This is a genomic window from Ichthyenterobacterium magnum, assembly GCF_003610635.1.
In the GTDB taxonomy this organism is placed as follows: domain Bacteria; phylum Bacteroidota; class Bacteroidia; order Flavobacteriales; family Flavobacteriaceae; genus Ichthyenterobacterium; species Ichthyenterobacterium magnum.
The window spans coordinates 53,311-73,419 of record NZ_RAQJ01000006.1; the positions used below are offsets into that span (position 1 = coordinate 53,311).

General features: G+C 31.2%; 24 protein-coding genes. 11 read left to right on the forward strand and 13 right to left on the reverse strand.

Going from position 1 to position 20,109, the window contains the following annotated elements; genetic code table 11:
• The first annotated feature begins 49 nt into the window (after positions 1–49).
• Positions 50–1,780 carry a M14 family metallopeptidase gene (locus BXY80_RS12335; RefSeq protein WP_120202392.1) on the forward strand — a complete coding sequence of 577 codons (1,731 nt, stop codon included), beginning with the start codon at positions 50–52 and terminating at the stop codon, positions 1,778–1,780.
• A gap of 173 nt (positions 1,781–1,953) precedes the next feature.
• Here BXY80_RS12335 and BXY80_RS12340 read toward each other — a convergent pair whose 3' ends face one another.
• The gene (locus BXY80_RS12340; RefSeq protein WP_120202395.1) at positions 1,954–2,535 is read right to left on the reverse strand and encodes an NUDIX hydrolase; all 582 of its coding nucleotides are present in this window, start codon (positions 2,533–2,535) and stop codon (positions 1,954–1,956) included.
• 99 nt (positions 2,536–2,634) lie between these two features.
• Here BXY80_RS12340 and pyrE point away from each other — a divergent pair, with 99 nt between their 5' ends.
• Positions 2,635–3,279 carry an orotate phosphoribosyltransferase gene (gene pyrE, locus BXY80_RS12345; RefSeq protein WP_120202397.1) on the forward strand — a complete coding sequence of 215 codons (645 nt, stop codon included), beginning with the start codon at positions 2,635–2,637 and terminating at the stop codon, positions 3,277–3,279.
• An 85-nt stretch (positions 3,280–3,364) separates the two neighbouring features.
• Positions 3,365–3,760: an SRPBCC family protein gene (locus BXY80_RS12350; RefSeq protein WP_120202400.1), complete on the forward strand. Its 396-nt coding sequence runs from the start codon at positions 3,365–3,367 to the stop codon at positions 3,758–3,760.
• Here BXY80_RS12350 and BXY80_RS12355 read toward each other — a convergent pair.
• Complete coding sequence (locus BXY80_RS12355; RefSeq protein WP_120202402.1) at positions 3,757–4,488, reverse strand: biotin--[acetyl-CoA-carboxylase] ligase; 732 nt, start codon at positions 4,486–4,488, stop codon at positions 3,757–3,759. The genes BXY80_RS12350 and BXY80_RS12355 overlap by 4 nt on opposite strands.
• Before the next feature lie 95 nt (positions 4,489–4,583).
• Between BXY80_RS12355 and rsfS the strand changes: the two genes are divergently transcribed.
• The 7 genes from rsfS to BXY80_RS12390 all read left to right on the forward strand — a co-directional run bounded on the left by rsfS (position 4,584) and on the right by BXY80_RS12390 (position 10,568).
• Entirely contained in the window at positions 4,584–4,955 is a 372-nt protein-coding gene (rsfS, locus tag BXY80_RS12360) for a ribosome silencing factor (protein ID WP_120202404.1), read from the forward strand.
• A 10-nt stretch (positions 4,956–4,965) separates the two neighbouring features.
• Positions 4,966–6,891, forward strand: coding sequence for an ATP-dependent zinc metalloprotease FtsH (ftsH, locus tag BXY80_RS12365; RefSeq protein ID WP_120202407.1), 1,926 nt, complete (start codon positions 4,966–4,968; stop codon positions 6,889–6,891).
• Positions 6,892–7,003: 112 nt separating this feature from the next.
• Complete coding sequence (locus BXY80_RS12370; RefSeq protein WP_120202408.1) at positions 7,004–7,609, forward strand: LUD domain-containing protein; 606 nt, start codon at positions 7,004–7,006, stop codon at positions 7,607–7,609.
• The gene (locus tag BXY80_RS12375; RefSeq protein ID WP_120202410.1) at positions 7,610–8,431 is read left to right on the forward strand and encodes a phosphatidate cytidylyltransferase; all 822 of its coding nucleotides are present in this window, start codon (positions 7,610–7,612) and stop codon (positions 8,429–8,431) included. It begins immediately after the preceding gene.
• Positions 8,421–9,074 (forward strand): phosphatidylserine decarboxylase family protein, encoded by a 654-nt coding sequence (locus tag BXY80_RS12380; protein WP_120202412.1) that lies wholly within the window; start codon positions 8,421–8,423, stop codon positions 9,072–9,074. The genes BXY80_RS12375 and BXY80_RS12380 overlap by 11 nt, the downstream gene beginning before the upstream one ends.
• The gene (locus tag BXY80_RS12385; protein WP_120202414.1) at positions 9,071–9,337 is read left to right on the forward strand and encodes an acyl-CoA-binding protein; all 267 of its coding nucleotides are present in this window, start codon (positions 9,071–9,073) and stop codon (positions 9,335–9,337) included. The genes BXY80_RS12380 and BXY80_RS12385 overlap by 4 nt, the downstream gene beginning before the upstream one ends.
• A 61-nt stretch (positions 9,338–9,398) precedes the next feature.
• Positions 9,399–10,568, forward strand: coding sequence for a M20/M25/M40 family metallo-hydrolase (locus BXY80_RS12390; protein WP_120202416.1), 1,170 nt, complete (start codon positions 9,399–9,401; stop codon positions 10,566–10,568).
• On the opposite strand, the gene BXY80_RS12395 is transcribed toward BXY80_RS12390, so the two are convergent.
• Complete coding sequence (locus BXY80_RS12395) at positions 10,565–11,479, reverse strand: dimethylarginine dimethylaminohydrolase family protein (RefSeq protein ID WP_120202583.1); 915 nt, start codon at positions 11,477–11,479, stop codon at positions 10,565–10,567. The genes BXY80_RS12390 and BXY80_RS12395 overlap by 4 nt on opposite strands.
• 63 nt (positions 11,480–11,542) lie before the next feature.
• Positions 11,543–12,829: a citrate synthase gene (locus tag BXY80_RS12400; protein WP_120202418.1), complete on the reverse strand. Its 1,287-nt coding sequence runs from the start codon at positions 12,827–12,829 to the stop codon at positions 11,543–11,545.
• Positions 12,830–13,045: 216 nt separating this feature from the next.
• Between BXY80_RS12400 and BXY80_RS12405 the strand changes: the two genes are divergently transcribed.
• A complete protein-coding gene (locus BXY80_RS12405) occupies positions 13,046–13,795 on the forward strand; it encodes a DUF481 domain-containing protein (protein WP_120202419.1) in 750 nt (249 codons plus the stop codon).
• A gap of 11 nt (positions 13,796–13,806) precedes the next feature.
• Here BXY80_RS12405 and eno read toward each other — a convergent pair whose 3' ends face one another.
• The 9 genes from eno to infA form a co-directional block, all read right to left on the reverse strand.
• Positions 13,807–15,099 (reverse strand): phosphopyruvate hydratase, encoded by a 1,293-nt coding sequence (gene eno, locus BXY80_RS12410; RefSeq protein ID WP_120202421.1) that lies wholly within the window; start codon positions 15,097–15,099, stop codon positions 13,807–13,809.
• A gap of 162 nt (positions 15,100–15,261) precedes the next feature.
• The gene (carA, locus tag BXY80_RS12415; RefSeq protein WP_120202423.1) at positions 15,262–16,362 is read right to left on the reverse strand and encodes a glutamine-hydrolyzing carbamoyl-phosphate synthase small subunit; all 1,101 of its coding nucleotides are present in this window, start codon (positions 16,360–16,362) and stop codon (positions 15,262–15,264) included.
• Between the two features lie 85 nt (positions 16,363–16,447).
• A complete protein-coding gene (gene rplQ / locus BXY80_RS12420) occupies positions 16,448–16,918 on the reverse strand; it encodes a 50S ribosomal protein L17 (protein WP_120202424.1) in 471 nt (156 codons plus the stop codon).
• 73 nt (positions 16,919–16,991) lie between these two features.
• On the reverse strand, positions 16,992–17,984 hold the full coding sequence (locus BXY80_RS12425; protein ID WP_120202586.1) for a DNA-directed RNA polymerase subunit alpha: 993 nt from the start codon (positions 17,982–17,984) through the stop codon (positions 16,992–16,994).
• Positions 17,985–18,078: 94 nt separating this feature from the next.
• Positions 18,079–18,684 carry a 30S ribosomal protein S4 gene (gene rpsD, locus BXY80_RS12430; RefSeq protein WP_120202426.1) on the reverse strand — a complete coding sequence of 202 codons (606 nt, stop codon included), beginning with the start codon at positions 18,682–18,684 and terminating at the stop codon, positions 18,079–18,081.
• A 170-nt stretch (positions 18,685–18,854) separates the two neighbouring features.
• Complete coding sequence (rpsK, locus tag BXY80_RS12435) at positions 18,855–19,238, reverse strand: 30S ribosomal protein S11 (RefSeq protein ID WP_120202429.1); 384 nt, start codon at positions 19,236–19,238, stop codon at positions 18,855–18,857.
• 105 nt (positions 19,239–19,343) lie between these two features.
• The gene (gene rpsM / locus BXY80_RS12440) at positions 19,344–19,718 is read right to left on the reverse strand and encodes a 30S ribosomal protein S13 (protein WP_120202431.1); all 375 of its coding nucleotides are present in this window, start codon (positions 19,716–19,718) and stop codon (positions 19,344–19,346) included.
• Positions 19,719–19,720: 2 nt separating this feature from the next.
• A complete protein-coding gene (gene ykgO / locus BXY80_RS12445; RefSeq protein ID WP_008269159.1) occupies positions 19,721–19,837 on the reverse strand; it encodes a type B 50S ribosomal protein L36 in 117 nt (38 codons plus the stop codon).
• Between the two features lie 55 nt (positions 19,838–19,892).
• Positions 19,893–20,108, reverse strand: coding sequence for a translation initiation factor IF-1 (infA, locus tag BXY80_RS12450; RefSeq protein WP_027126052.1), 216 nt, complete (start codon positions 20,106–20,108; stop codon positions 19,893–19,895).
• Between the last annotated feature and the right edge of the window lies 1 nt (position 20,109).

The window sequence follows — 20,109 nt, forward strand, 5'->3', positions numbered from 1 at the left end:
ATAATTATTTATTATAATTTAATTAAGTTTGATGTATAATCATTTCATCATGAAAAAACTCGTTATTCTTTTACTATTAATCTCATCTTGTACTTCTGACAAAAATAAAGAACCATACAACTTTACTATAGCATTTGAAGACAGTAAAGGTACAGAAACTGCTACTTATGAAGAGGTTATAACATTCTACACAAATTTAGCCGATGCCTACTCAGAAGTTAACATAGAAACTATTGGTGAAACAGATTCTGGTAAACCGCTACATATGGTCACTCTTAATCCAGATTTAAAATTTGACTATAACAAGATTAGAGAAAACAAACGCATCATTTTAATTAACAATGGTATTCATCCTGGTGAATCTGATGGTATTGATGCTACTATGATGCTTTACAGAGATATAGTTCAAGAAAAAATTGAAACCCCAAAAAATACTATATTAGTTACTATTCCTGTCTATAATATTGGAGGTAGTTTAAATAGAAATTCTACAACTAGAGCAAATCAAAATGGACCAAAAGAATATGGTTTTAGAGGTAATGCTCGCAACTACGATCTTAACAGAGACTTTATTAAATGTGATACTAAAAATGCGAGGACTTTTACTAAAATTTTTCATATAATTCAACCAGATGTATTTATTGACAACCACGTAAGCAATGGAGCAGATTATCAATATGCACTTACCCATTTATTCACACAACATAATAAACTTGGTGGTGATTTAGGTAGTTATTTACATACTGAAATGATGCCAAAATTAGAGCAAAAACTAGCGACAAAAAATTGGGACATTACGCCTTATGTAAATGTTTTTAATCAAGTTCCAGAAAAAGGGTTTTCACAATTTATGGATTACCCAAGATATTCAACAGGCTACACAACACTATTTAACACACTAGGCATGATGGTAGAAACACATATGCTTAAGCCTTACAAGCAGCGTGTTGAAGGTACTTATGAGTTAATGAAAAGTATGATTACTATTGTAGATGAAGATACTAATGCCATAAAAACTCTTCGTGAAAATTCATTCAATTTAAACCCAGGCGAACTATATCCTCTAGACTGGAAAATAGATTCTACAAAAACTACAGTCTTAAATTTTAAAGGTTATGAAGGTTCTTTTATCCCTAGTGAAATTACAGGAGCACAACGCTTAAAATATGATAGAACCAAACCTTTTACAAAAAAAGTAACGTATCAAAACTATTTTAAGCCTAGCAAAAGTATTGTTATTCCTCAAGCTTATATTATTCCTCAAAGCTTATGGAATGTTATAGACTTATTAAAACTCAATAATGTAGAAATGACTCAGTTTAAAAAAGACACAATCATAACAGTTGAGTCATACAAAATTAAAGACTATGAAACCCGAGCACAAGCTTACGAAGGTCATTATCAACATTACAACACCAATGTATCTACAAACATTAAAGCATTAAAATTTATTGAAGGTGATTATTTAATTAAAACAAATCAAAAAGCAATACGCTATCTTATAGAAACTTTAGAACCTCAGGCACCAGATTCATTTTTTAATTGGAATTTTTTTGATACTATTTTACAGCAAAAAGAATACTTTTCACCTTATGTTTTTGAAGAGACAGCAAAAAAGATTCTCGCAACAAATCCTGAACTTAAAAAAGAATTCGATTTAAAAAAATCTCAAGACGCTACCTTTAAAACTAATTGGTACGTGCAACTAGATTGGATTTATAAACACTCCAGTAATTATGAAAAAGCACATTTGCAATATCCTATTTATAGAATAGAGTAAGCCATAATGGATTTGAAATCTGTAGTTTTGAAAAAGATTTCTAAAAAAATAAGTATCTGTCATTCCTGCGAAGGCAGGAATCTATTAATAAAATCAAAGGTGTATTCCGCATCAAGTACGGAATGACAAAATATCCTACAAGGTTCAACCTTTAATTTAAAAATAAATAGAAATTAAACTAATAATTTAATATTGGCGTAGCTATTCTCTAAAGCTTTTTGGCTTTGAGTTTCATTTAGCCATTCAACTTTAGTAATACCTTCATCTAACTGAGGCCATAAATTGCCAGCAAACTCTGTTTTCATTTCAAACCAATAAGTAATTTTTATTTTATACTTACCATTACGCTTAAAAATATGATATGTAGTCTCTAAAGGTTTAGTGATTTCAAGTCCGTTAACACCTGTTTCTTCAGAAACCTCTCTAATTGCTGTAGCTTCTATAGATTCGTTACCTTCAACTTTTCCTTTAGGTAAATCCCATTTATCATTTCTATAAATAAACAGAACGTCACCTTTTACATTATATACTTTTCCACCACCAGCTACAACATTGGGTAGTTTTTTAAGAAATTTTTTAAGAAGCTTATCTTCTTGCTTACCAATAAGTCTAACTTCATTTAAAGACGTGGTATTTAAATCTTTAATAATCTTACCTATATTAACCGAATCTAACAGATAATTTTTAAAATTAATCTCCTCAGAAATTTTAGTAGTTAACACTATAGGCTTATCATTAACAAAAACGTAATACATGTTAGGCTATATAAGTTTTGAATGGTAAAAATATCATTTTTTGATTCATATTATGAGTTTTTAAAATTTAATTGCAACAAAAATGTGTAATTTTGCAGCATGATTTTTGACAAACAAACCGCAAAGAAAACTGCCGAGGTTTTATTAGAAGTAAATGCTATAAAACTTCAGCCAAAAAACCCTTTTACTTGGGCATCAGGATGGAAATCTCCAATATATTGTGATAATAGAATAATACTATCGTTTCCTCACATTAGAAAGTATATTAAAGAAACAATGGCAAACCATATTGTATCTCATTACGGAAAACCAGACGTTATTGCTGGAGTAGCTACTGGCGCAATTGGTATTGGTATTTTAGTGGCAGAATACTTAGACCTACCTTTTATTTATGTTAGACCAGAAGCTAAAGGTCATGGTCGCCAAAACCAAATTGAAGGTTATATAGAAAAAGGTCAAAATGTGGTTGTGGTAGAAGATTTAATAAGTACAGGAAAAAGTAGTTTAAACGCTGTAAAAGCTTTGCGAAAAGCCGAAGTAGATGTAAAAGGAATGGTTGCTATTTTCTCTTATGGATTTGAAGTTGCTTCAAGTAATTTTAAAGACAAAGCTGTTAATTTAAACACTTTAGGAAACTATGAAAGTTTATTAGAACAAGCTTTAGATACTAACTACATCACATCAAAAGAACAAGACATTTTAGCACGCTGGAATGCCAATCCAAGTGAATGGAACGCAAATTGATATAATCACGTTAATATGTTTAGTTATGATTGTTATCACTTTCATTACCTCTAAACAAATAACAACAAATAAATAAATTTTTATAATGAATTTAGAATCTCCAAAAGTAACCGTAAATAAATCACCTCAAGATACTTTTAATTTTTTATCTGATGTCAAAAACTTCGAGCAATTAATGCCAGAAAACATTAGCAAGTTTGAAGTATTAGAAGACGACAAATTTTTATTTGCGCTTAAAGGAATGCCAGAAATAATTTTGAAGAAAAAAGAAGCTATAGCGCCTAACAAAATTGTACTTGGTGCTGCTGGCGGAAAATTAGATTTTTCTTTAACAGGTAATATTACTGAAATAAATGCTAACACTAGCGAAGTGCAACTTGCTTTTGATGGTGAGTTTAACACCATGATGGCAATGATGATTAAAGGCCCAATTGGTAAATTTATTGAAACATTAGCAACAAATATGACTACTGCTGTTTAGTATAGTAATGTCACTTCTTTTAAATCAAATTCTTTTATAATATCATCTTCAAGACGTATTTGAAGATTCCCTGAATTTGAAACACCTTCAATAAACCCAGAAAACAAAACACCTTCAGTATTTTTAAATGTTGAAGGTTTGTTTTTTCTAAACAAGTGGTCTTGGTACGTTGATATTAAAATATCAAATTCACCTTCTTTCAATAAAAAAAAGTAGTATTTCATTTTACTTAAAACTAAATGCAATACCTCATCTAAATCAAACAACTTACCAGATATAAGATGTAATGACGATGCGTTTGGTAAATTGGTAAATTCTTTTTGGTTTACGTTTATACCAAACCCAATAATAGAGCCTTGCATTTGGTTTTGTTTAATGACATTTTCAATTAAAACACCTGCAATTTTTTTGTCTTCTGACAAAATGTCGTTAGGCCATTTAACTTTTAATTTTTTAATATTAAAGCTTTTTAAAGTATCATATATAGAAAGTGACACAACAATACTTATGTAAAAATGATAATCTACATCTAAAAATGAAACATCTTTAAACACACTAACCATAAGATTTTTAGAGTCTTGAGATTGCCAATGCGTTCCCATTTGACCTCTACCATTGGTTTGGTGTTTAGCCACTACAACAGTATAATCATCTAACGGCACATTAGTACTCAAAGCTCTTAAATAAGAGTTGGTAGAGTCAATGGCATTAAGTTTGATTATATGCATATAAATGGCAAATATTAATTTATAAATTTCTTAAGAGAAATAAGACTCTAAAGAACTAAAAAAATAATAACTTTGCACAAAATTAAATCAATTTAATGGCGAAAAAAAATACGAATGCTGACCAACTAATTACTACTGTATTAGCTGGTATTGAAGATGTAAAAGGAAAAGAGATTACAATTCTAGATTTAAGAGACATAGAAAATACAGTTTGTGATTATTTTATTATATGCGAAGGTACTTCTAACACACAAGTAAATGCCATTGTAAATTCAATTCAAAAAAAGGTAAGTAAAGAACTCAAAGATAATCCTTGGCATGTTGAAGGAAGTGATAATGCAGAATGGGTTTTAATTGATTATGTTAATGTTGTTGTACATGTGTTTCAAAAACATGTAAGAGAATATTATGATATAGAAAGCCTTTGGGGAGATGCTAAAACAACTACTATAGAAACTAGTTACTAAAAAAACATTAATGGCAAAAGACAACAAAAACATAAATAAAAAACCTAAGTTTAGTCCGTATTGGATTTACGGAATAATAATAGCTGCTTTTTTAGCAATACAACTATTTTCAGGACTTGGAAGCCAAGCATCTGGAAAAACAACACCTACAGAATTTTTTACTTTTTTAAGAGATGGTGATGTCGATAAACTTCAAATAATAAATAATAGAGAAGCAAGAGTTTTTTTAACTAAAGAAGCGCTCGAAAAAGAAATACATAAAAAAACAAAGCCAAATAATATTTTACCTTCTGTTAGCCCTCAAGCCAACTATACTTTTGAGTTTGGTGACTTAAAATTATTTCAAGAAAAATTAGCTAATGTTGAAGCAGAAAATAATTTAAACGTTCCTGTTTCCTTTAATACTGAGGAAAACCTTTGGGGCAATTTTATATTTTCATTACTCCCTTTTATACTAATTATTGGTGTATGGATTTTTATTATGAGACGTATGTCTGGAGGTGCTGGTGGTGGTGCTGGCGGACAAATTTTTAATATCGGAAAATCTAAAGCAAAGCTTTTTGACGAGAAAACAGATATTAAGACTTCATTTCGTGACGTAGCAGGATTAGAAGGTGCAAAAGAAGAAGTACAAGAGATTGTTGATTTCCTAAAAAATCCAGAAAAATACACCTCACTTGGTGGTAAAATACCAAAAGGCGCATTATTAGTTGGACAACCAGGAACAGGAAAAACATTACTAGCTAAAGCCGTTGCAGGTGAAGCAAAAGTACCTTTCTTTTCTTTATCTGGCTCAGATTTTGTTGAAATGTTTGTTGGTGTTGGAGCATCAAGAGTGAGAGATTTATTTAAACAAGCAAAAGAAAAATCACCAGCTATTATTTTTATAGATGAAATTGACGCTATAGGTAGAGCTCGTGGTAAGAGCAATTTTTCAGGCTCAAATGACGAACGTGAAAATACACTTAATCAACTTTTAACAGAGATGGATGGGTTTGGTACAAATACTAATGTTATTGTACTAGCTGCTACAAATAGAGCAGATGTTTTAGATAAGGCACTTATGCGTGCAGGACGTTTTGATCGTCAAATTTATGTTGACCTTCCAGATGTTAGAGAGCGTAAAGAGATTTTTGAAGTTCATTTAAGACCAATTAAACAATCAGAAAAATTAGATGTAGATTTTCTAGCCAAACAAACGCCAGGCTTCTCTGGTGCTGATATAGCCAATGTTTGTAACGAAGCTGCATTAATTGCTGCTCGTAATGGTAAAAAAGCTGTAGATAAGCAAGATTTTCTTGACGCAGTAGATAGAATAGTTGGTGGTTTAGAAAAGAAAAATAAAATTATTACACCAGAAGAAAAACGTGCAGTTGCTTTTCACGAAGCTGGTCATGCAACTATAAGCTGGATGCTTGAACATGCTGCACCTTTAGTTAAAGTAACTATTGTGCCTAGAGGACAGTCTCTTGGTGCAGCTTGGTATTTACCAGAAGAACGTCTTATTGTTCGTCCAGAACAAATGCTAGACGAGATGTGTGCTGCACTTGGTGGTAGAGCTGCTGAAAAAGTAATTTTCGATAAAATATCTACTGGAGCTTTAAGTGATTTAGAAAAAGTAACTAAACAAGCAAGAGCTATGGTTACTATTTATGGCTTAAGTGATAAAGTTGGAAACTTAACGTATTATGACTCTTCTGGTCAGTCTGAGTATGGCTTCACAAAACCTTATAGTGAGCAAACTGCTGAGTTGATTGACAAAGAAATTTCAGATATTATAGAAAAGCAATATCAGAGAGCCATTCAATTATTAGAAAAGAATAAAGATAAGCTTACAGAATTAGCAGAAGTACTTCTCGAAAAAGAAGTGATTTTTAAAGACAATTTAGAAAAGATTTTTGGAAAGCGTCCTTTTGGTAAAGACGAAGAAGAATAAATAATTTTCTATCAACAATCTTATAAAAAACTTAAATTAACTAATCATTAATTTAAGTTTTTTTATATTTGATAAATACTATAATTAATATAGGTTAATAGCTATTCCTTAAATGAGTCTATTTCGTAAAATCTTTGGTCTTAAAGACAGTACAGAAGATAACATAAAAAGCGAAGAGAGAGGCAAGTATATGCCTGATATCAAGTTACCTATAGACGAACGTTTTACAATAAACTTTAAAGCAAATGGTGGTAAATTTTTGTATTGTGAAAATATACAAGAAATTTATAATAGCTTAAAAGAGATTTTAAAAGAAAATCAATGGCAAAATAATCAAGCATTAATTTTTGATGAACGCTTAAATGAGCTTTTTAAAGATTTTAATTTAAAAGCAACAAAACAAATTTCAGAAAGCACCTATTTTTTATCCACTTGCGAATATTTAATTTCTAATGACGGTTCTCTTTTAATATCATCTAACCAAATTGCTGAAAAAAAACTTAAAGAATTACCTACAAACTTTATTATATACGCAACCACAAGTCAGTTTGTAGAAAATATTGGTGAAGGCTTAAGAGGTATTAAAGGAAAAAACAGAGATAAGATTCCTACTAACATTACAACCATAAAGCACTTTAAAACTGCCGAAGATAAAGACTTCCTTACTTACGGAAGTAGTTCAAAAAACTTATATTTGCTTCTTTTAGAAGATTTATAGATGAAAGAACTTGGTACACGAGCACTATCAGGATTATTATACATTGCATTATTAATTGGTTCGTTATATTCTAAATATGCTGTAATCGCTCTTTTTTTTGTGTTCGGTATTATCTGTATGGCTGAATTTAAAAAACTCATTCAATTAAAAAGCTTTTTTCCGTATGTTGCTTTTACTATTCTTTATCTAGGATTTGCTTATTGGTCTATCCTTTCTCCAGTAAACACTGGAGTTAATGAAGCACTTCAAATTTTATTAGTCATCACTATTTTTGTTCAGCTATTTTTAATAAAAGATTTATTTTCAGAGAAAACCATTCCTTTATTCAGTTCAAAACGATTTATTGTAACTACATTCTATCTTACAACTGCATTTATATTTTTAATATCAATTGCAAATTTTGACAATACATTTACGCCATTACTTTTACTAGGCGCTTTTATTTTAGTTTGGATAAACGATACTGGCGCATATTTAGTTGGCAAAAATTTTGGAAAACAAAAGCTATTTCCAAGTGTATCACCAAAAAAGACTGTTGAAGGCTTTCTTGGAGGCTTATTTTTTTCGTGCTTAGCTAGTTATTTTATTACTCATTTTACTGGCACATTAGACTTTACAAATTGGTTAATATTAAGTATTATTGTAAGTGTATTTGGTACACTTGGCGATTTAATAGAGTCTAAGTTTAAAAGGCAAGCAAATGTAAAAGATAGCGGTGTTATTATGCCAGGACACGGTGGTTTGTTTGACCGCTTAGATAGCGTTATTTTTGCTGCACCATTTATTTATTTATTTTTAAGACTAACAACCTATGTTTCATAAAGAAGGCCATAAAATAATTTTTATAACACTAGTAATTGTAGTGCTTTCAGTATTTTTAATTGACTATTTTGTACAATTATCATGGTTACGCACACTGTTAATGCTTACAATGGTTGTATTTTTGGTGTTAATTCTTCAGTTTTTTCGAAACCCTAAACGACATACTCAAACAAATCCTAATAATGTAGTTTCTCCTGTTGATGGTAAGGTTGTTGTTATTGAAGAAGTTTTTGAAAAAGAATTTTTCAACGATAAACGTCTACAAGTTTCAGTATTTATGTCTCCATTAAACGTACATGTAACACGCTACCCTATTGCTGGAAATGTAGTTTTTAGTAAATATCACCCAGGAAAATATTTAGTTGCATGGCACCCTAAAGCTAGTGAAGAGAATGAGAGAACAACTGTAGTTGTAGAAAATTCAACTTTTGGTCAAGTACTCTATAGACAAATTGCTGGAGCTTTAGCAAAGCGTATAGTTAATTATGCTAAGGTAGACGATAAAACAATACAAGGAGCAGACTCTGGATTTATAAAATTTGGATCTCGTGTGGATTTGTTTTTACCACTAGATGCAAACATTAAAGTAACTCTTAATCAAAAAGTAAAAGGAGGCGAAAGTATTATTGCTACTAAATCATGACACCCGAGGAGTTAGACATAGAATTTAAAGATGCTGTAAAGCGAATTAATGGACTTGAAGGACCTTTTCCAGCAGATTTCCTGCTACGCCTTTATGCCTATTATAAAAAAGCAAGTGATGATTATGGAAGACCAAGTAGTAGCAAACCTATTATTAATGCGTTTAAAACCAACGCGCTTTTTCAAGTAAAAAATGTTTCTCAAGATGAGGCCAAACGTATTTATATTGATTTAGTTAACAACTACTTTTTATATCGCAAATAATCCCATCTCAAATTAAAAATATAAAATCTTATTTTTGCCATCAAAATAAATTAACTGAATCATGAAACACCTACTTCTTAATGCAATTCTATTAGTGTTTTTTACAACAAGTTTTACTACTAGTGGTCAAACTTATAAAGCTTTTTATGGTGACATTGTAAGTAATGTATCGTCTACTAATATTCTAAATGACTTAACAACATTTGAAAATTTTGGAATTAAAGATGTTGGATCTACAGCACTTACAAATGCAGAAAATTGGATTATATCTCGATACCAAACTTTAGGGTATACAAATGTTGCTACACAATCTTTTACATATTCTGCTGGTACAAGTAATAATATTATTGTTACTAAAACTGGTACGCTATACCCAAACACTTATGTGATTATTGATGCACATTATGATACTATAAATGGTCCAGGAACCAATGACAATGGAAGCGGTACTGTGTTACTTATGGAAATAGCACGTTTACTTAAAGATGTCGATACAGAATATTCTATTAAATTCATTCATTTTAGTGGTGAAGAAGATGGACTTATAGGAAGCAACTATTATGTAAATAATACTGTAAATCCTCAAAACCTAGACATTAAAGTCGTTTTTAACATTGATGAAGTTGGAGGTATTAGCGGACAAACTAATGACACAATAGTTTGTGAAGAAGATAGAAGCAATCCGCCTGCTAACAACTCTCAATCGTCGACCATGACTGCAATATTGGCTACAACAATTGGGTTATATTCTAACTTAAATACAGAAATTTCTTTTGCCTATGCATCAGATTATATTCCTTTTGAAAATAATGGCGAAATTATCACAGGTCTTTATGAAAAAAACGAAACGCCATATGCTCATACGGCAAATGATTTGTTAGTAAATATGGATCCTAATTATGTGTTTGAAGTGACTAAAGGTTCTTTAGGAGCATTAATGGAATTTGCAGGTGCATTTGATACTTTAGGAATCGATGCTCAAACTTTAGAATCTGAAATCTCAATGTATCCAAATCCATCAAACGGAAATATAAATATTGCATTTAAGTCAAATTTTGACGGCAATACTACTCTTTTCACACTTTATGATGTTCTAGGTAAACAAGTATTTCAGCAAAACCTAATACAACAGAATACATCAGTTAATTTACAGGCTCTAAATAAAGGCATGTATATGGCTGTTTTTCAATCTGGACATACAAAAACTGTAAAGAAATTAGTGCTAAACTAATCTCTAATTAGTGGCATAGTAGAACAGCGTAATAAACCTTCTTGTTTAGCGATTTCTGCATATGGGACTTCTTCAACTGTAAAGCCTTGTTCACGTAACCATGTGTTTAAACGTGTGAAATTTTGTTCTGAAATAATGACGTCTTCAGCAATAGAAAACACGTTACTATTCATATTATACATTTCATCTTTGGTGATTTCAAAAACGTTTTCTTTTCCGAAGAAATTAAGCAACCATTCATATTCGCTTTCTACTAAAAAACCGTTTTTATGAAGTATAGCCTTATTAGTGCCTATAGGTTGAAAACAACAATCTAAATGTAACGCATTATTTTTTGGTTCTGTATTAGATTTTCTAAGTTCAAAAGATTTTACAATTTTATCAGGAAATAATTCTTGAATAGCAATTACAGCATCTGTATTTGTTCGCGCTGTAATATAATCTGGATAATCTTTACCTGAGTATGTACCAATAAAAATATAATCATTCCAAGGCATTACATCACCACCTTCTACATGACATTTTTCTGGAAGTTGAATTACATTATCACTTTTAATTTGTTCTATTACATGTTTAATTGCTTCATACTCACGTTCGCGATCTGGCAAAATATTAGCTTTAATAAGCTTGTTTTCAATTACAAAAGCAATATCTCTTGAAAATATTTGATTATAGTCTTTAATTACTTCTGGTCTATAAACCTTTACATCATATTTTTTAAATACTTTTGCTACAGCTTCCATCTCTTTAACCATATCTGCTTCAACTGGATATGTTCCTGCTTTTATATGCTCAATAGATTTTGGATCGTAAGCCTCTTCAATAGAAGGTGTTGGCCCATTGCTTTCTGCTGTTCCTAAAACAACAGCGCGAAGCCTTCCTGTTTCATTTTTAATGTTGAGTTCTAACATAGTGTTTAAAAATATAAAAAGCTCCATAACTATGTATGAAGCTTTTCTATAAGGATGATAAGTTTATCTTTTATTAATATCTACAAAAGGTCTGTGGTTTTCCCCAACATAAACTTGTCTAGGTCGTCCAATTGGTTCTTTACGTAAACGCATTTCACGCCATTGAGAAATCCAACCTGGTAAACGCCCCAAAGCAAACATTACTGTAAACATTTCTGTTGGTATTCCCATACCTCTGTAAATGATTCCTGAATAGAAATCGACATTTGGATATAGTTTTCGCTTTACAAAGTAGTCATCATTTAAAGCTTCTTGTTCTAACCCTTTTGCGATTTCTAAAATTGGGTCTTCTATTCCTAAATCACCAAGCACTTCATCTGCTGCTACCTTTATTATTTTTGCTCTAGGATCAAAATTTTTATAAACACGATGTCCAAAACCCATTAAACGGAAAGGGTCTTCTTTATCTTTAGCTTTGCCCATGTACTTTTTAGTATCTCCTCCATCTTCTTTAATTGCTTCAAGCATTTCTAGAACAGCTTGGTTTGCACCACCATGTAATGGTCCCCAAAGCGCAGATATTCCTGCAGATAATGAAGCAAATAAACCTGCGTGTGACGAACCTACTATTCTTACTGTTGATGTAGAACAGTTTTGCTCGTGATCTGCATGAAGAATTAATAATTTATCTAAAGCATTAACCAAAATTGGGTTTTGTGTATATTCTTCATTTGGTTGTTTAAACATCATTTTTAAAATGTTCTCAACATAACCTAAAGAGCTATCCCCATAATCTAATGGTAAGCCTTTAACTTTACGCATTGTCCAAGCTACTAAAACTGGAAATTTACCTAAAATTCTAACAATAGCATTATACATTTCTTCTTCAGAATCTACATTAACTGATGTAGGATTAAATGCTGTTAGCGCACTTGTTAATGAAGATAAAACACCCATTGGATGAGCCGTTTTAGGAAATGCATCTAATATCTTTTTCACATCGTCATCAACAACCGCATGCTTTTTTATATCTGAATGAAACGTATCTAGTTGTTCAGTAGTTGGTAACTCACCAAAAATTAATAAGTATGCCACTTCAAGAAAATCTGCTTTTTCAGCTAACTCTTCAATAGAGTAACCTCTATACCTAAGTATTCCTTTTTCTCCATCTAAAAACGTTATACCACTTTCACAAGATCCCGTGTTTTTATATCCTGGATCAATTGTTGTAACACCACCTGTTACGCCTCTTAACGCTTTTATATCTATTGCAACTTCATTTTCTGTTCCTGTAATTAAAGGAAACTCATGCTTTTGTCCATTAATTTCTAATGTAGCTTTATCTGACATATATCTTGAAAATTTATTTTTATTTTGCGGAATGCTAATTTACAAAATATCTAAGGATTTATAAAGTCTATTTTTAAAGGATTTATTAATTCTAATATTGATATAATTGATAGGCATTAAACACAAATTGTACTCTTTGATCACTTAAAAATTTTAATGCTTCTATTCTTGATTTACGCTTTTAATACTATTATTTTTGACTAATAATTAACCATTATGCTTAAGAAGTTTTTCGTCTTGTTTTTTGTTTGTTCATTTAGTAATGCACAAGTTATCAATATAGAATCACTTAGAAAGCCAAGTGATTCTACTAAATGGTCTGGATCTGCTAGCTTAGATATAGGTTTGATTAAAAATGTAAATAGTATTTTTAGAATTGCTAATAAAGTGCATATACAATACACTAATAAGAAAAATTTATGGCTATTTATAAATGATTTAAACTTTCAAAAATTAGAAGGTAATTCGTTTGTAAACAGAGGAACTCAACACTTACGTTATAATTATAAACTAGCAAAAAAGTTAAAATTAGAAGCTTTTACGCAGGCTCAATATGATGCCATTTCTCAAATTGATTTTAGAGGTTTAATAGGTATTGGTCCAAGATATAAGTTGAGCTCTAATGATAATTATAGGTTTTACGTAGGCACTTTAATTATGTATGAGTATGAAAAACCTTCAAATGATGTTATAGATAAATTACAAAAAGATATTAGAGGCAGTGCTTATTTATCATTTAGCTTATATCCAACAAAAACTTTATCAATTATTAGCACATCGTACTACCAACCAAAATTAAAAGCATTTAAAGACTATAGATTTTCTAGTGATACCTCAATACTCTTTAAAATTTATAAAGACTTGGCTTTTAAAACAAATTTTAATTATCGCTACGATAGGTTTCCAATTACTGGTATTACAAAAGCCCAATACGAACTAACGAATGGGCTTTTATATACGTTTTAAAATAAATATTATTATCTCACTTTAAATGCTTTTTCTTGTGGAAAGTATGCAACAACATTTAACTCTTCTTCTATACGCAGTAATTGATTGTATTTAGCCATACGATCACTACGTGAAGCAGAACCTGTTTTAATTTGCCCACAGTTTAAAGCAACAGCTAAATCTGCAATAGTATTATCTTCTGTTTCTCCAGAACGATGTGACATTACAGAAGTATAACCTGCATTATGTGCCATATTTACTGCCGCAATAGTTTCTGTTAACGTACCAATCTGATTTACTTTTATTAATATAGAGTTTGCAATACCATTATTTATACCACGAGATAAGCGTTCTACATTTGTCACAAATAAGTCATCACCAACTAACTGTACTTTATCACCAATTCTATCGGTTAAGTATTTCCAGCCTTCCCAATCGTTTTCATCCATTCCATCTTCTATAGAAATAATTGGATATTTATGAACCAATTCTGCTAAATAATCTGCTTGCTCTTGACTTGTTCTTACAACACCTGATTCTCCTTCAAAAATTGTGTAGTCATATTTTCCGTCTTTGTAGAATTCAGCAGCAGCACAATCTAAAGCAATCATAACATCATCGCCAAGAGTATATCCTGCATTAGCTACTGCTTTAGCAATCGTTTCTAAAGCATCTTCTGTTCCGCCTTCTAAGTTTGGTGCAAAACCTCCTTCATCACCAACTGCTGTACTTAAATCTCTATCGTGCAATACTTTTTTAAGGTTATGAAAAATTTCAGTCCCCATTTGCATAGCATGAGTGAAATTTTTTGCTTTTACAGGCATTACCATAAACTCTTGAAATGCAATTGGCGCATCACTATGTGAACCTCCATTAATGATGTTCATCATTGGTACAGGAAGTGTATTAGCAGAAACACCACCAACATAACGATATAATGGCATTCCTAACTCAGCAGCTGCTGCTTTTGCGACTGCCAAAGACACACCTAAAATAGCATTAGCGCCAAGTTTAGATTTATTTGGCGTACCATCTAATTCACACATAAATGTGTCTATATGATTTTGCTCAAACACTGATGTTCCTAATAGCTCTTGAGCAATAATTTTATTTACATTTTTCACAGCTTTTGTAACGCCTTTTCCCATGTATGCATCATCACCATCACGTAGCTCAACTGCTTCATGTTCTCCTGTTGAAGCACCAGAAGGAACAGCGGCTCTACCAATAAATCCGTTTTCGGTTTCCACATCAACTTCTACTGTTGGGTTTCCTCTAGAATCAAAAATCTGTCTCGCATGAATATTTATTATAATGCTCATTAAATTGTGTTTTTAAATCGTTAAAAAGTTTCGAATGCAAAATTACAAAATAGTTAGACCAATTAATTATTAGGATTTAACTATTACATTAAAATTACCTATAATATTTTCGTAATTAAAAAATGACAGCAAATATTAGTTTCTGCAGTCATTTCTCTAATGTTATTTTTTTAGATTTTCTATAAACTCATCAAATAGATATGATGAATCGTGTGGTCCTGGACTTGCTTCTGGATGGTATTGAACTGAAAAGCAATTTTTACTTTTCATTTTAATACCTGCAACTGTATTATCATTTAAATGTACATGAGTTATTTCTATATCTGGATGCTGTTCGGCATCTTCTCTACTTATTGCAAAACCATGATTTTGAGACGTAATTTCTCCTTTTCCGGTTAATAAATTTTTAACTGGGTGATTAATACCTCGATGGCCATTATGCATTTTATAGGTTGAAATTCCGTTAGCTAATGCAATAACTTGATGACCTAAACATATACCGAATAAAGGTAGGTTTCTATCTATAATTTCTTTAGCTACCGCTTGTGCTTCAACTAAAGGTTCTGGATCTCCTGGACCATTTGATAAAAAATAACCATCTGGTTTAAATGCTTCTAAGTCTTCAAATTTTGAATTATAAGGGAACACTTTAATATAGGTGTCTCTTTTTGCTAGATTACGAAGAATATTAGTTTTAATCCCAATATCTAAAGCAGCCACTTTATAAGTTGCATTCTCATCTCCATAATAATAAGGTTCCTTAGTTGACACTCGTGATGCTAACTCTAAACCGTTCATATTTGGCACTTTACTTAGTTGCTCTTTTAAGTCTTGTATATTATCTACATCAGTAGAGATAACAGCATTCATTGCTCCATGATCTCTTATGTAACTTACAAGTGCTCTTGTATCTACATCAGATATTGCTAAAAGATTATTTTTTTCGAAAAAACTATCTAGAGATTCTATAGCATCTTCTCTTGAATAATTAAAACTAAAGTTTTTACAAATTAATCCAGAGATTTTAATTGTATCAGACTCTACTTCATCTTGATGTGCTCCATAATTACCAATATGTGCATTGGTAGCAACCATTAGTTGCCCAAAATAAGATGGATCTGTGAAAATTTCTTGATAACCGGTTGTTCCTGTATTAAAGCAGACTTCTCCAAAGGCAGTGCCTTCTTTTCCTATAGATTTACCATGAAAAATTGTTCCGTCTGAAAGAAGGATTAAGGCTTTTTTACGTTTTTGATATTTCATTTAAAAAAAAGGTTTTACAAAATTGCATAAAAAAAAGGATAAACTAAAATAGTTTATCCTTTATATTATTAATGCTTATTAACATTTATTCTTCCTCGTTAGTTGCTTTAGTATCAACTGGTGGAGTTGCAGGTTTAGAACCTCCTCTTCTACTTCTACGAGTTGTTTTCTTTTCTGTTTTACCAGCATTATAGATTTCGTTGTAATCAACTAATTCTATCATTGCCATATCTGCATTATCACCAAGTCTATTTCCTAGTTTGATAATTCTTGTATAACCACCTGGACGGTCTCCAACTTTTACAGCAACATCTCTGAATAATTCTGTAACTGCATCTTTTTGTCTTAATCTAGACATTACGATACGTCTGTTGTGTGTTGTATCTTCCTTTGATTTTGTGATCATTGGCTCTACAAATTGCTTTAAAGCTTTTGCTTTTGCAACTGTAGTGTTGATACGCTTATGCTCGATTAACGAACATGCCATATTAGCTAACATTGCTTTTCTATGAGCAGTTTGTCTTCCTAAATGGTTAAATTTCTTTCCGTGTCTCATGACTTTTTAATTTATCATCTTGCTTCCAAACTCAATATTTTGAGGAGCAAAATATGATTATTATAATTTAAAATTAATCTTTATCTAATTTGTATTTTGCTAAGTCCATTCCAAAATTAAGACCTTTAACGTTTACAAGCTCTTCAAGCTCTGTTAAAGATTTTTTACCAAAGTTACGGAACTTCATTAAGTCATTTTTATTGAATGATACTAAGTCTCCTAATGTATCAACTTCTGCCGCTTTTAAACAATTTAATGCACGTACTGAAAGATCCATATCAACTAATTTAGTTTTTAATAGTTGTCTCATATGAAGTGATTCTTCATCATAAGTTTCTGTCTGTGCAATTTCATCAGCTTCTAGTGTGATACGCTCATCAGAGAATAACATGAAGTGGTGAATTAATATTTTAGCAGCTTCTGTTAAAGCATCTTTTGGGTGTATTGAACCGTCTGTAAGAATTTCAAAAACAAGTTTTTCGTAATCTGTTTTTTGTTCTACACGAAAGTTTTCAATACTATACTTAACATTTTTTATTGGCGTATAAATTGAATCTGTAAAGATTGTTCCGATTGGTGCAGTAGCTTTCTTATTTTCTTCTGCAGGAACATAACCTCTTCCTTTTTCAATAGTAATTTCCATGTTAATATTTACTTTTGGATCCAAGTTACAAATCACTAAGTCTTTGTTTAATACTTGAAAACCTGAAATAAATTTTTGGAAATCCCCAGCTGTAATTTGATCTTGCCCAGAAATTGAGATAGAAACAGATTCGTTATCTATTTCGTCTATTTGACGCTTAAAGTTTACTTGCTTTAAGTTTAATATCATTTCTGTAACATCTTCAACTACACCAGCTATTGTAGAAAACTCGTGATCTACACCTTCTATTCTAACTGATGTTATTGCAAATCCTTCTAAAGAAGATAATAAAACTCTTCTTAAAGCATTACCTACTGTTAATCCGTACCCTGGTTCTAAAGGTCTAAATTCAAATTTACCTTCAAACTCAGTCGAATCAATCATGATTACTTTGTCTGGTTTTTGAAAATTTAATATTGCCATATGTGTCTTCGTTTTAATTGTTATTTGGTTGCGCGATTTATAAGTTTGAAGACCACTAATAAATCCTTTGGCCAAATACCAATAAGATTATTTATTATTTAGAGTATAATTCGACGATGAATTGCTCGTTGATGTTTTCTGGAATTTGAATTCTAGCAGGAATTGAAACATATGTTCCTTCCTTTTTATCATTATTCCAAGTAATCCATTCGTAAACATTGCTAGAGTTAGCTAATGCATTTTGAATAGTTTCTAGAGATTTAGATTTCTCTCTAACTGCAACTACATCCCCTGCTTTTAATTGGTAAGATGGTATATTTACAATCTCTCCATTTACAGTAATATGTCTATGAGAAACTAATTGTCTAGCTCCACTACGTGAAGTAGATAATCCCATTCTATAAGCAACGTTATCTAACCTTGACTCACAAAGTTGTAACAATACTTCACCAGTAATCCCTTGTGCAGCAGTTGCTTTTTTAAACATGTTTCTAAATTGCTTTTCTAATATACCGTAAGTATATTTAGCTTTTTGCTTTTCTGCTAATTGTATAGCGTACTCAGATTTTTTTCCACGACGCTTGTTTGCACCATGTTGACCAGGAGGATAATTTCTTTTCTCGAAAGCTTTATCGTCTCCAAAAATAGCTTCTCCAAATTTACGAGCTATTTTAGTTTTAGGACCAGTATATCTTGCCATTTTAATTGTTGTTTTTGAGAGTGATTATGAATTAAGGTCTTAATCTTATCCTTCGAAAATCGTTGATCTCTCGTTGATACTTGTTTGTTATTTTTCAGTTTGCAAATTTACATATAAAAAATTAATATCAACCATAAAAACGATTGATATTAATTCTCTAAAAATATAAATTATACTCTTCTTCTTTTTGGAGGTCTACAACCATTATGCGGCAATGGAGTAACATCGATAATTTCTGTTACTTCTATACCTGCATTGTGAATTGATCTAATAGCAGATTCTCTACCATTTCCAGGACCTTTTACGTAAACTTTTACTTTCTTAAGTCCAGCTTCTTTAGCAACTCCTGCAGCATCTTCTGCAGCTAATTGAGCAGCATATGGTGTGTTCTTTTTAGAACCTCTAAATCCCATTTTACCAGCTGATGACCATGAAATAACATCTCCTTTTTTATTTGTTAAAGAGATGATGATGTTGTTAAAAGATGCAGCTACGTGAGCTTCTCCAACAGCATCTACAATAACTTTACGTTTTTTTGTACTTGACTTTGCCATATTATTCAGTTTCTAGTTGTTAGTTTTTTTGTTTTTAGAATCCTAAACATTTCTATTTCGAACAGATTCCTCTAACGGTTAAAACTAATGACTAATGTCTATTTATTATTTAGTTGCTTTTTTCTTGTTAGCAACAGTTTTTCTTCTACCTTTTCTTGTTCTAGAGTTGTTTTTAGTACGTTGACCTCTTAATGGAAGTCCAGCTCTATGACGAATACCTCTGTAACATCCAATATCCATTAAACGTTTAATGTTTAATTGTGTTTCAGAACGTAATTCACCTTCAATAGTATAAGTTCCAACTGCGTCACGGATTGCTCCAATTTGCTCATCAGTCCAATCTTGTACTTTGATGCTTTCGTCTACTTTAGCTGTAGCTAAAATCTCTACTGCTCTACTTCTACCTACTCCGTAGATATAAGTTAAAGAGATAACTCCTCTTTTTTGTTTTGGTATATCAACACCTGCAATTCTTGCCATAATTACCCTTGTCTTTGTTTGAATCTAGGATTCTTTTTGTTAATGACGTAAAGTCTACCTTTTCTGCGCACTAATTTACAGTCTGCGCTTCTTTTTTTAACTGATGCTCTTACTTTCATCTGTACTTTATTATTATCTTAAATCTGTCAGATGGAACCTTACGGTTTCATCGTATTAGTATCTATAAGTTATTCTTGCCTTAGATAAATCGTAAGGACTCATTTCTAATTTAACTTTATCTCCTGGTAATAACTTAATGTAATGCATACGCATTTTACCTGAGATATGTGCTGTCACAATGTGACCGTTTTCTAATTCAACACGAAACATTGCATTTGATAATGCTTCAATTATTGATCCGTCTTGTTCTATTGCTGCTTGTTTTGCCATA

Excerpts from the sequence above, each read along its gene's own strand:
- BXY80_RS12335 (WP_120202392.1), top strand. The coding sequence starts at position 50 with ATGAAAAAACTCGTTATTCTTTTACTATTAATCTCATCTTGTACTTCT.
- BXY80_RS12340 (WP_120202395.1), bottom strand. The coding sequence starts at position 2,535 with ATGTATTACGTTTTTGTTAATGATAAGCCTATAGTGTTAACTACTAAA.
- pyrE (WP_120202397.1), top strand. The coding sequence starts at position 2,635 with ATGATTTTTGACAAACAAACCGCAAAGAAAACTGCCGAGGTTTTATTA.
- BXY80_RS12350 (WP_120202400.1), top strand. The coding sequence starts at position 3,365 with ATGAATTTAGAATCTCCAAAAGTAACCGTAAATAAATCACCTCAAGAT.
- BXY80_RS12355 (WP_120202402.1), bottom strand. The coding sequence starts at position 4,488 with ATGCATATAATCAAACTTAATGCCATTGACTCTACCAACTCTTATTTA.
- rsfS (WP_120202404.1), top strand. The coding sequence starts at position 4,584 with ATGGCGAAAAAAAATACGAATGCTGACCAACTAATTACTACTGTATTA.
- ftsH (WP_120202407.1), top strand. The coding sequence starts at position 4,966 with ATGGCAAAAGACAACAAAAACATAAATAAAAAACCTAAGTTTAGTCCG.
- BXY80_RS12370 (WP_120202408.1), top strand. The coding sequence starts at position 7,004 with ATGAGTCTATTTCGTAAAATCTTTGGTCTTAAAGACAGTACAGAAGAT.
- BXY80_RS12375 (WP_120202410.1), top strand. The coding sequence starts at position 7,610 with ATGAAAGAACTTGGTACACGAGCACTATCAGGATTATTATACATTGCA.
- BXY80_RS12380 (WP_120202412.1), top strand. The coding sequence starts at position 8,421 with ATGTTTCATAAAGAAGGCCATAAAATAATTTTTATAACACTAGTAATT.
- BXY80_RS12385 (WP_120202414.1), top strand. The coding sequence starts at position 9,071 with ATGACACCCGAGGAGTTAGACATAGAATTTAAAGATGCTGTAAAGCGA.
- BXY80_RS12390 (WP_120202416.1), top strand. The coding sequence starts at position 9,399 with ATGAAACACCTACTTCTTAATGCAATTCTATTAGTGTTTTTTACAACA.
- BXY80_RS12395 (WP_120202583.1), bottom strand. The coding sequence starts at position 11,479 with ATGTTAGAACTCAACATTAAAAATGAAACAGGAAGGCTTCGCGCTGTT.
- BXY80_RS12400 (WP_120202418.1), bottom strand. The coding sequence starts at position 12,829 with ATGTCAGATAAAGCTACATTAGAAATTAATGGACAAAAGCATGAGTTT.
- BXY80_RS12405 (WP_120202419.1), top strand. The coding sequence starts at position 13,046 with ATGCTTAAGAAGTTTTTCGTCTTGTTTTTTGTTTGTTCATTTAGTAAT.
- eno (WP_120202421.1), bottom strand. The coding sequence starts at position 15,099 with ATGAGCATTATAATAAATATTCATGCGAGACAGATTTTTGATTCTAGA.
- carA (WP_120202423.1), bottom strand. The coding sequence starts at position 16,362 with ATGAAATATCAAAAACGTAAAAAAGCCTTAATCCTTCTTTCAGACGGA.
- rplQ (WP_120202424.1), bottom strand. The coding sequence starts at position 16,918 with ATGAGACACGGAAAGAAATTTAACCATTTAGGAAGACAAACTGCTCAT.
- BXY80_RS12425 (WP_120202586.1), bottom strand. The coding sequence starts at position 17,984 with ATGGCAATATTAAATTTTCAAAAACCAGACAAAGTAATCATGATTGAT.
- rpsD (WP_120202426.1), bottom strand. The coding sequence starts at position 18,684 with ATGGCAAGATATACTGGTCCTAAAACTAAAATAGCTCGTAAATTTGGA.
- rpsK (WP_120202429.1), bottom strand. The coding sequence starts at position 19,238 with ATGGCAAAGTCAAGTACAAAAAAACGTAAAGTTATTGTAGATGCTGTT.
- rpsM (WP_120202431.1), bottom strand. The coding sequence starts at position 19,718 with ATGGCAAGAATTGCAGGTGTTGATATACCAAAACAAAAAAGAGGAGTT.
- ykgO (WP_008269159.1), bottom strand. The coding sequence starts at position 19,837 with ATGAAAGTAAGAGCATCAGTTAAAAAAAGAAGCGCAGACTGTAAATTA.
- infA (WP_027126052.1), bottom strand. The coding sequence starts at position 20,108 with ATGGCAAAACAAGCAGCAATAGAACAAGACGGATCAATAATTGAAGCA.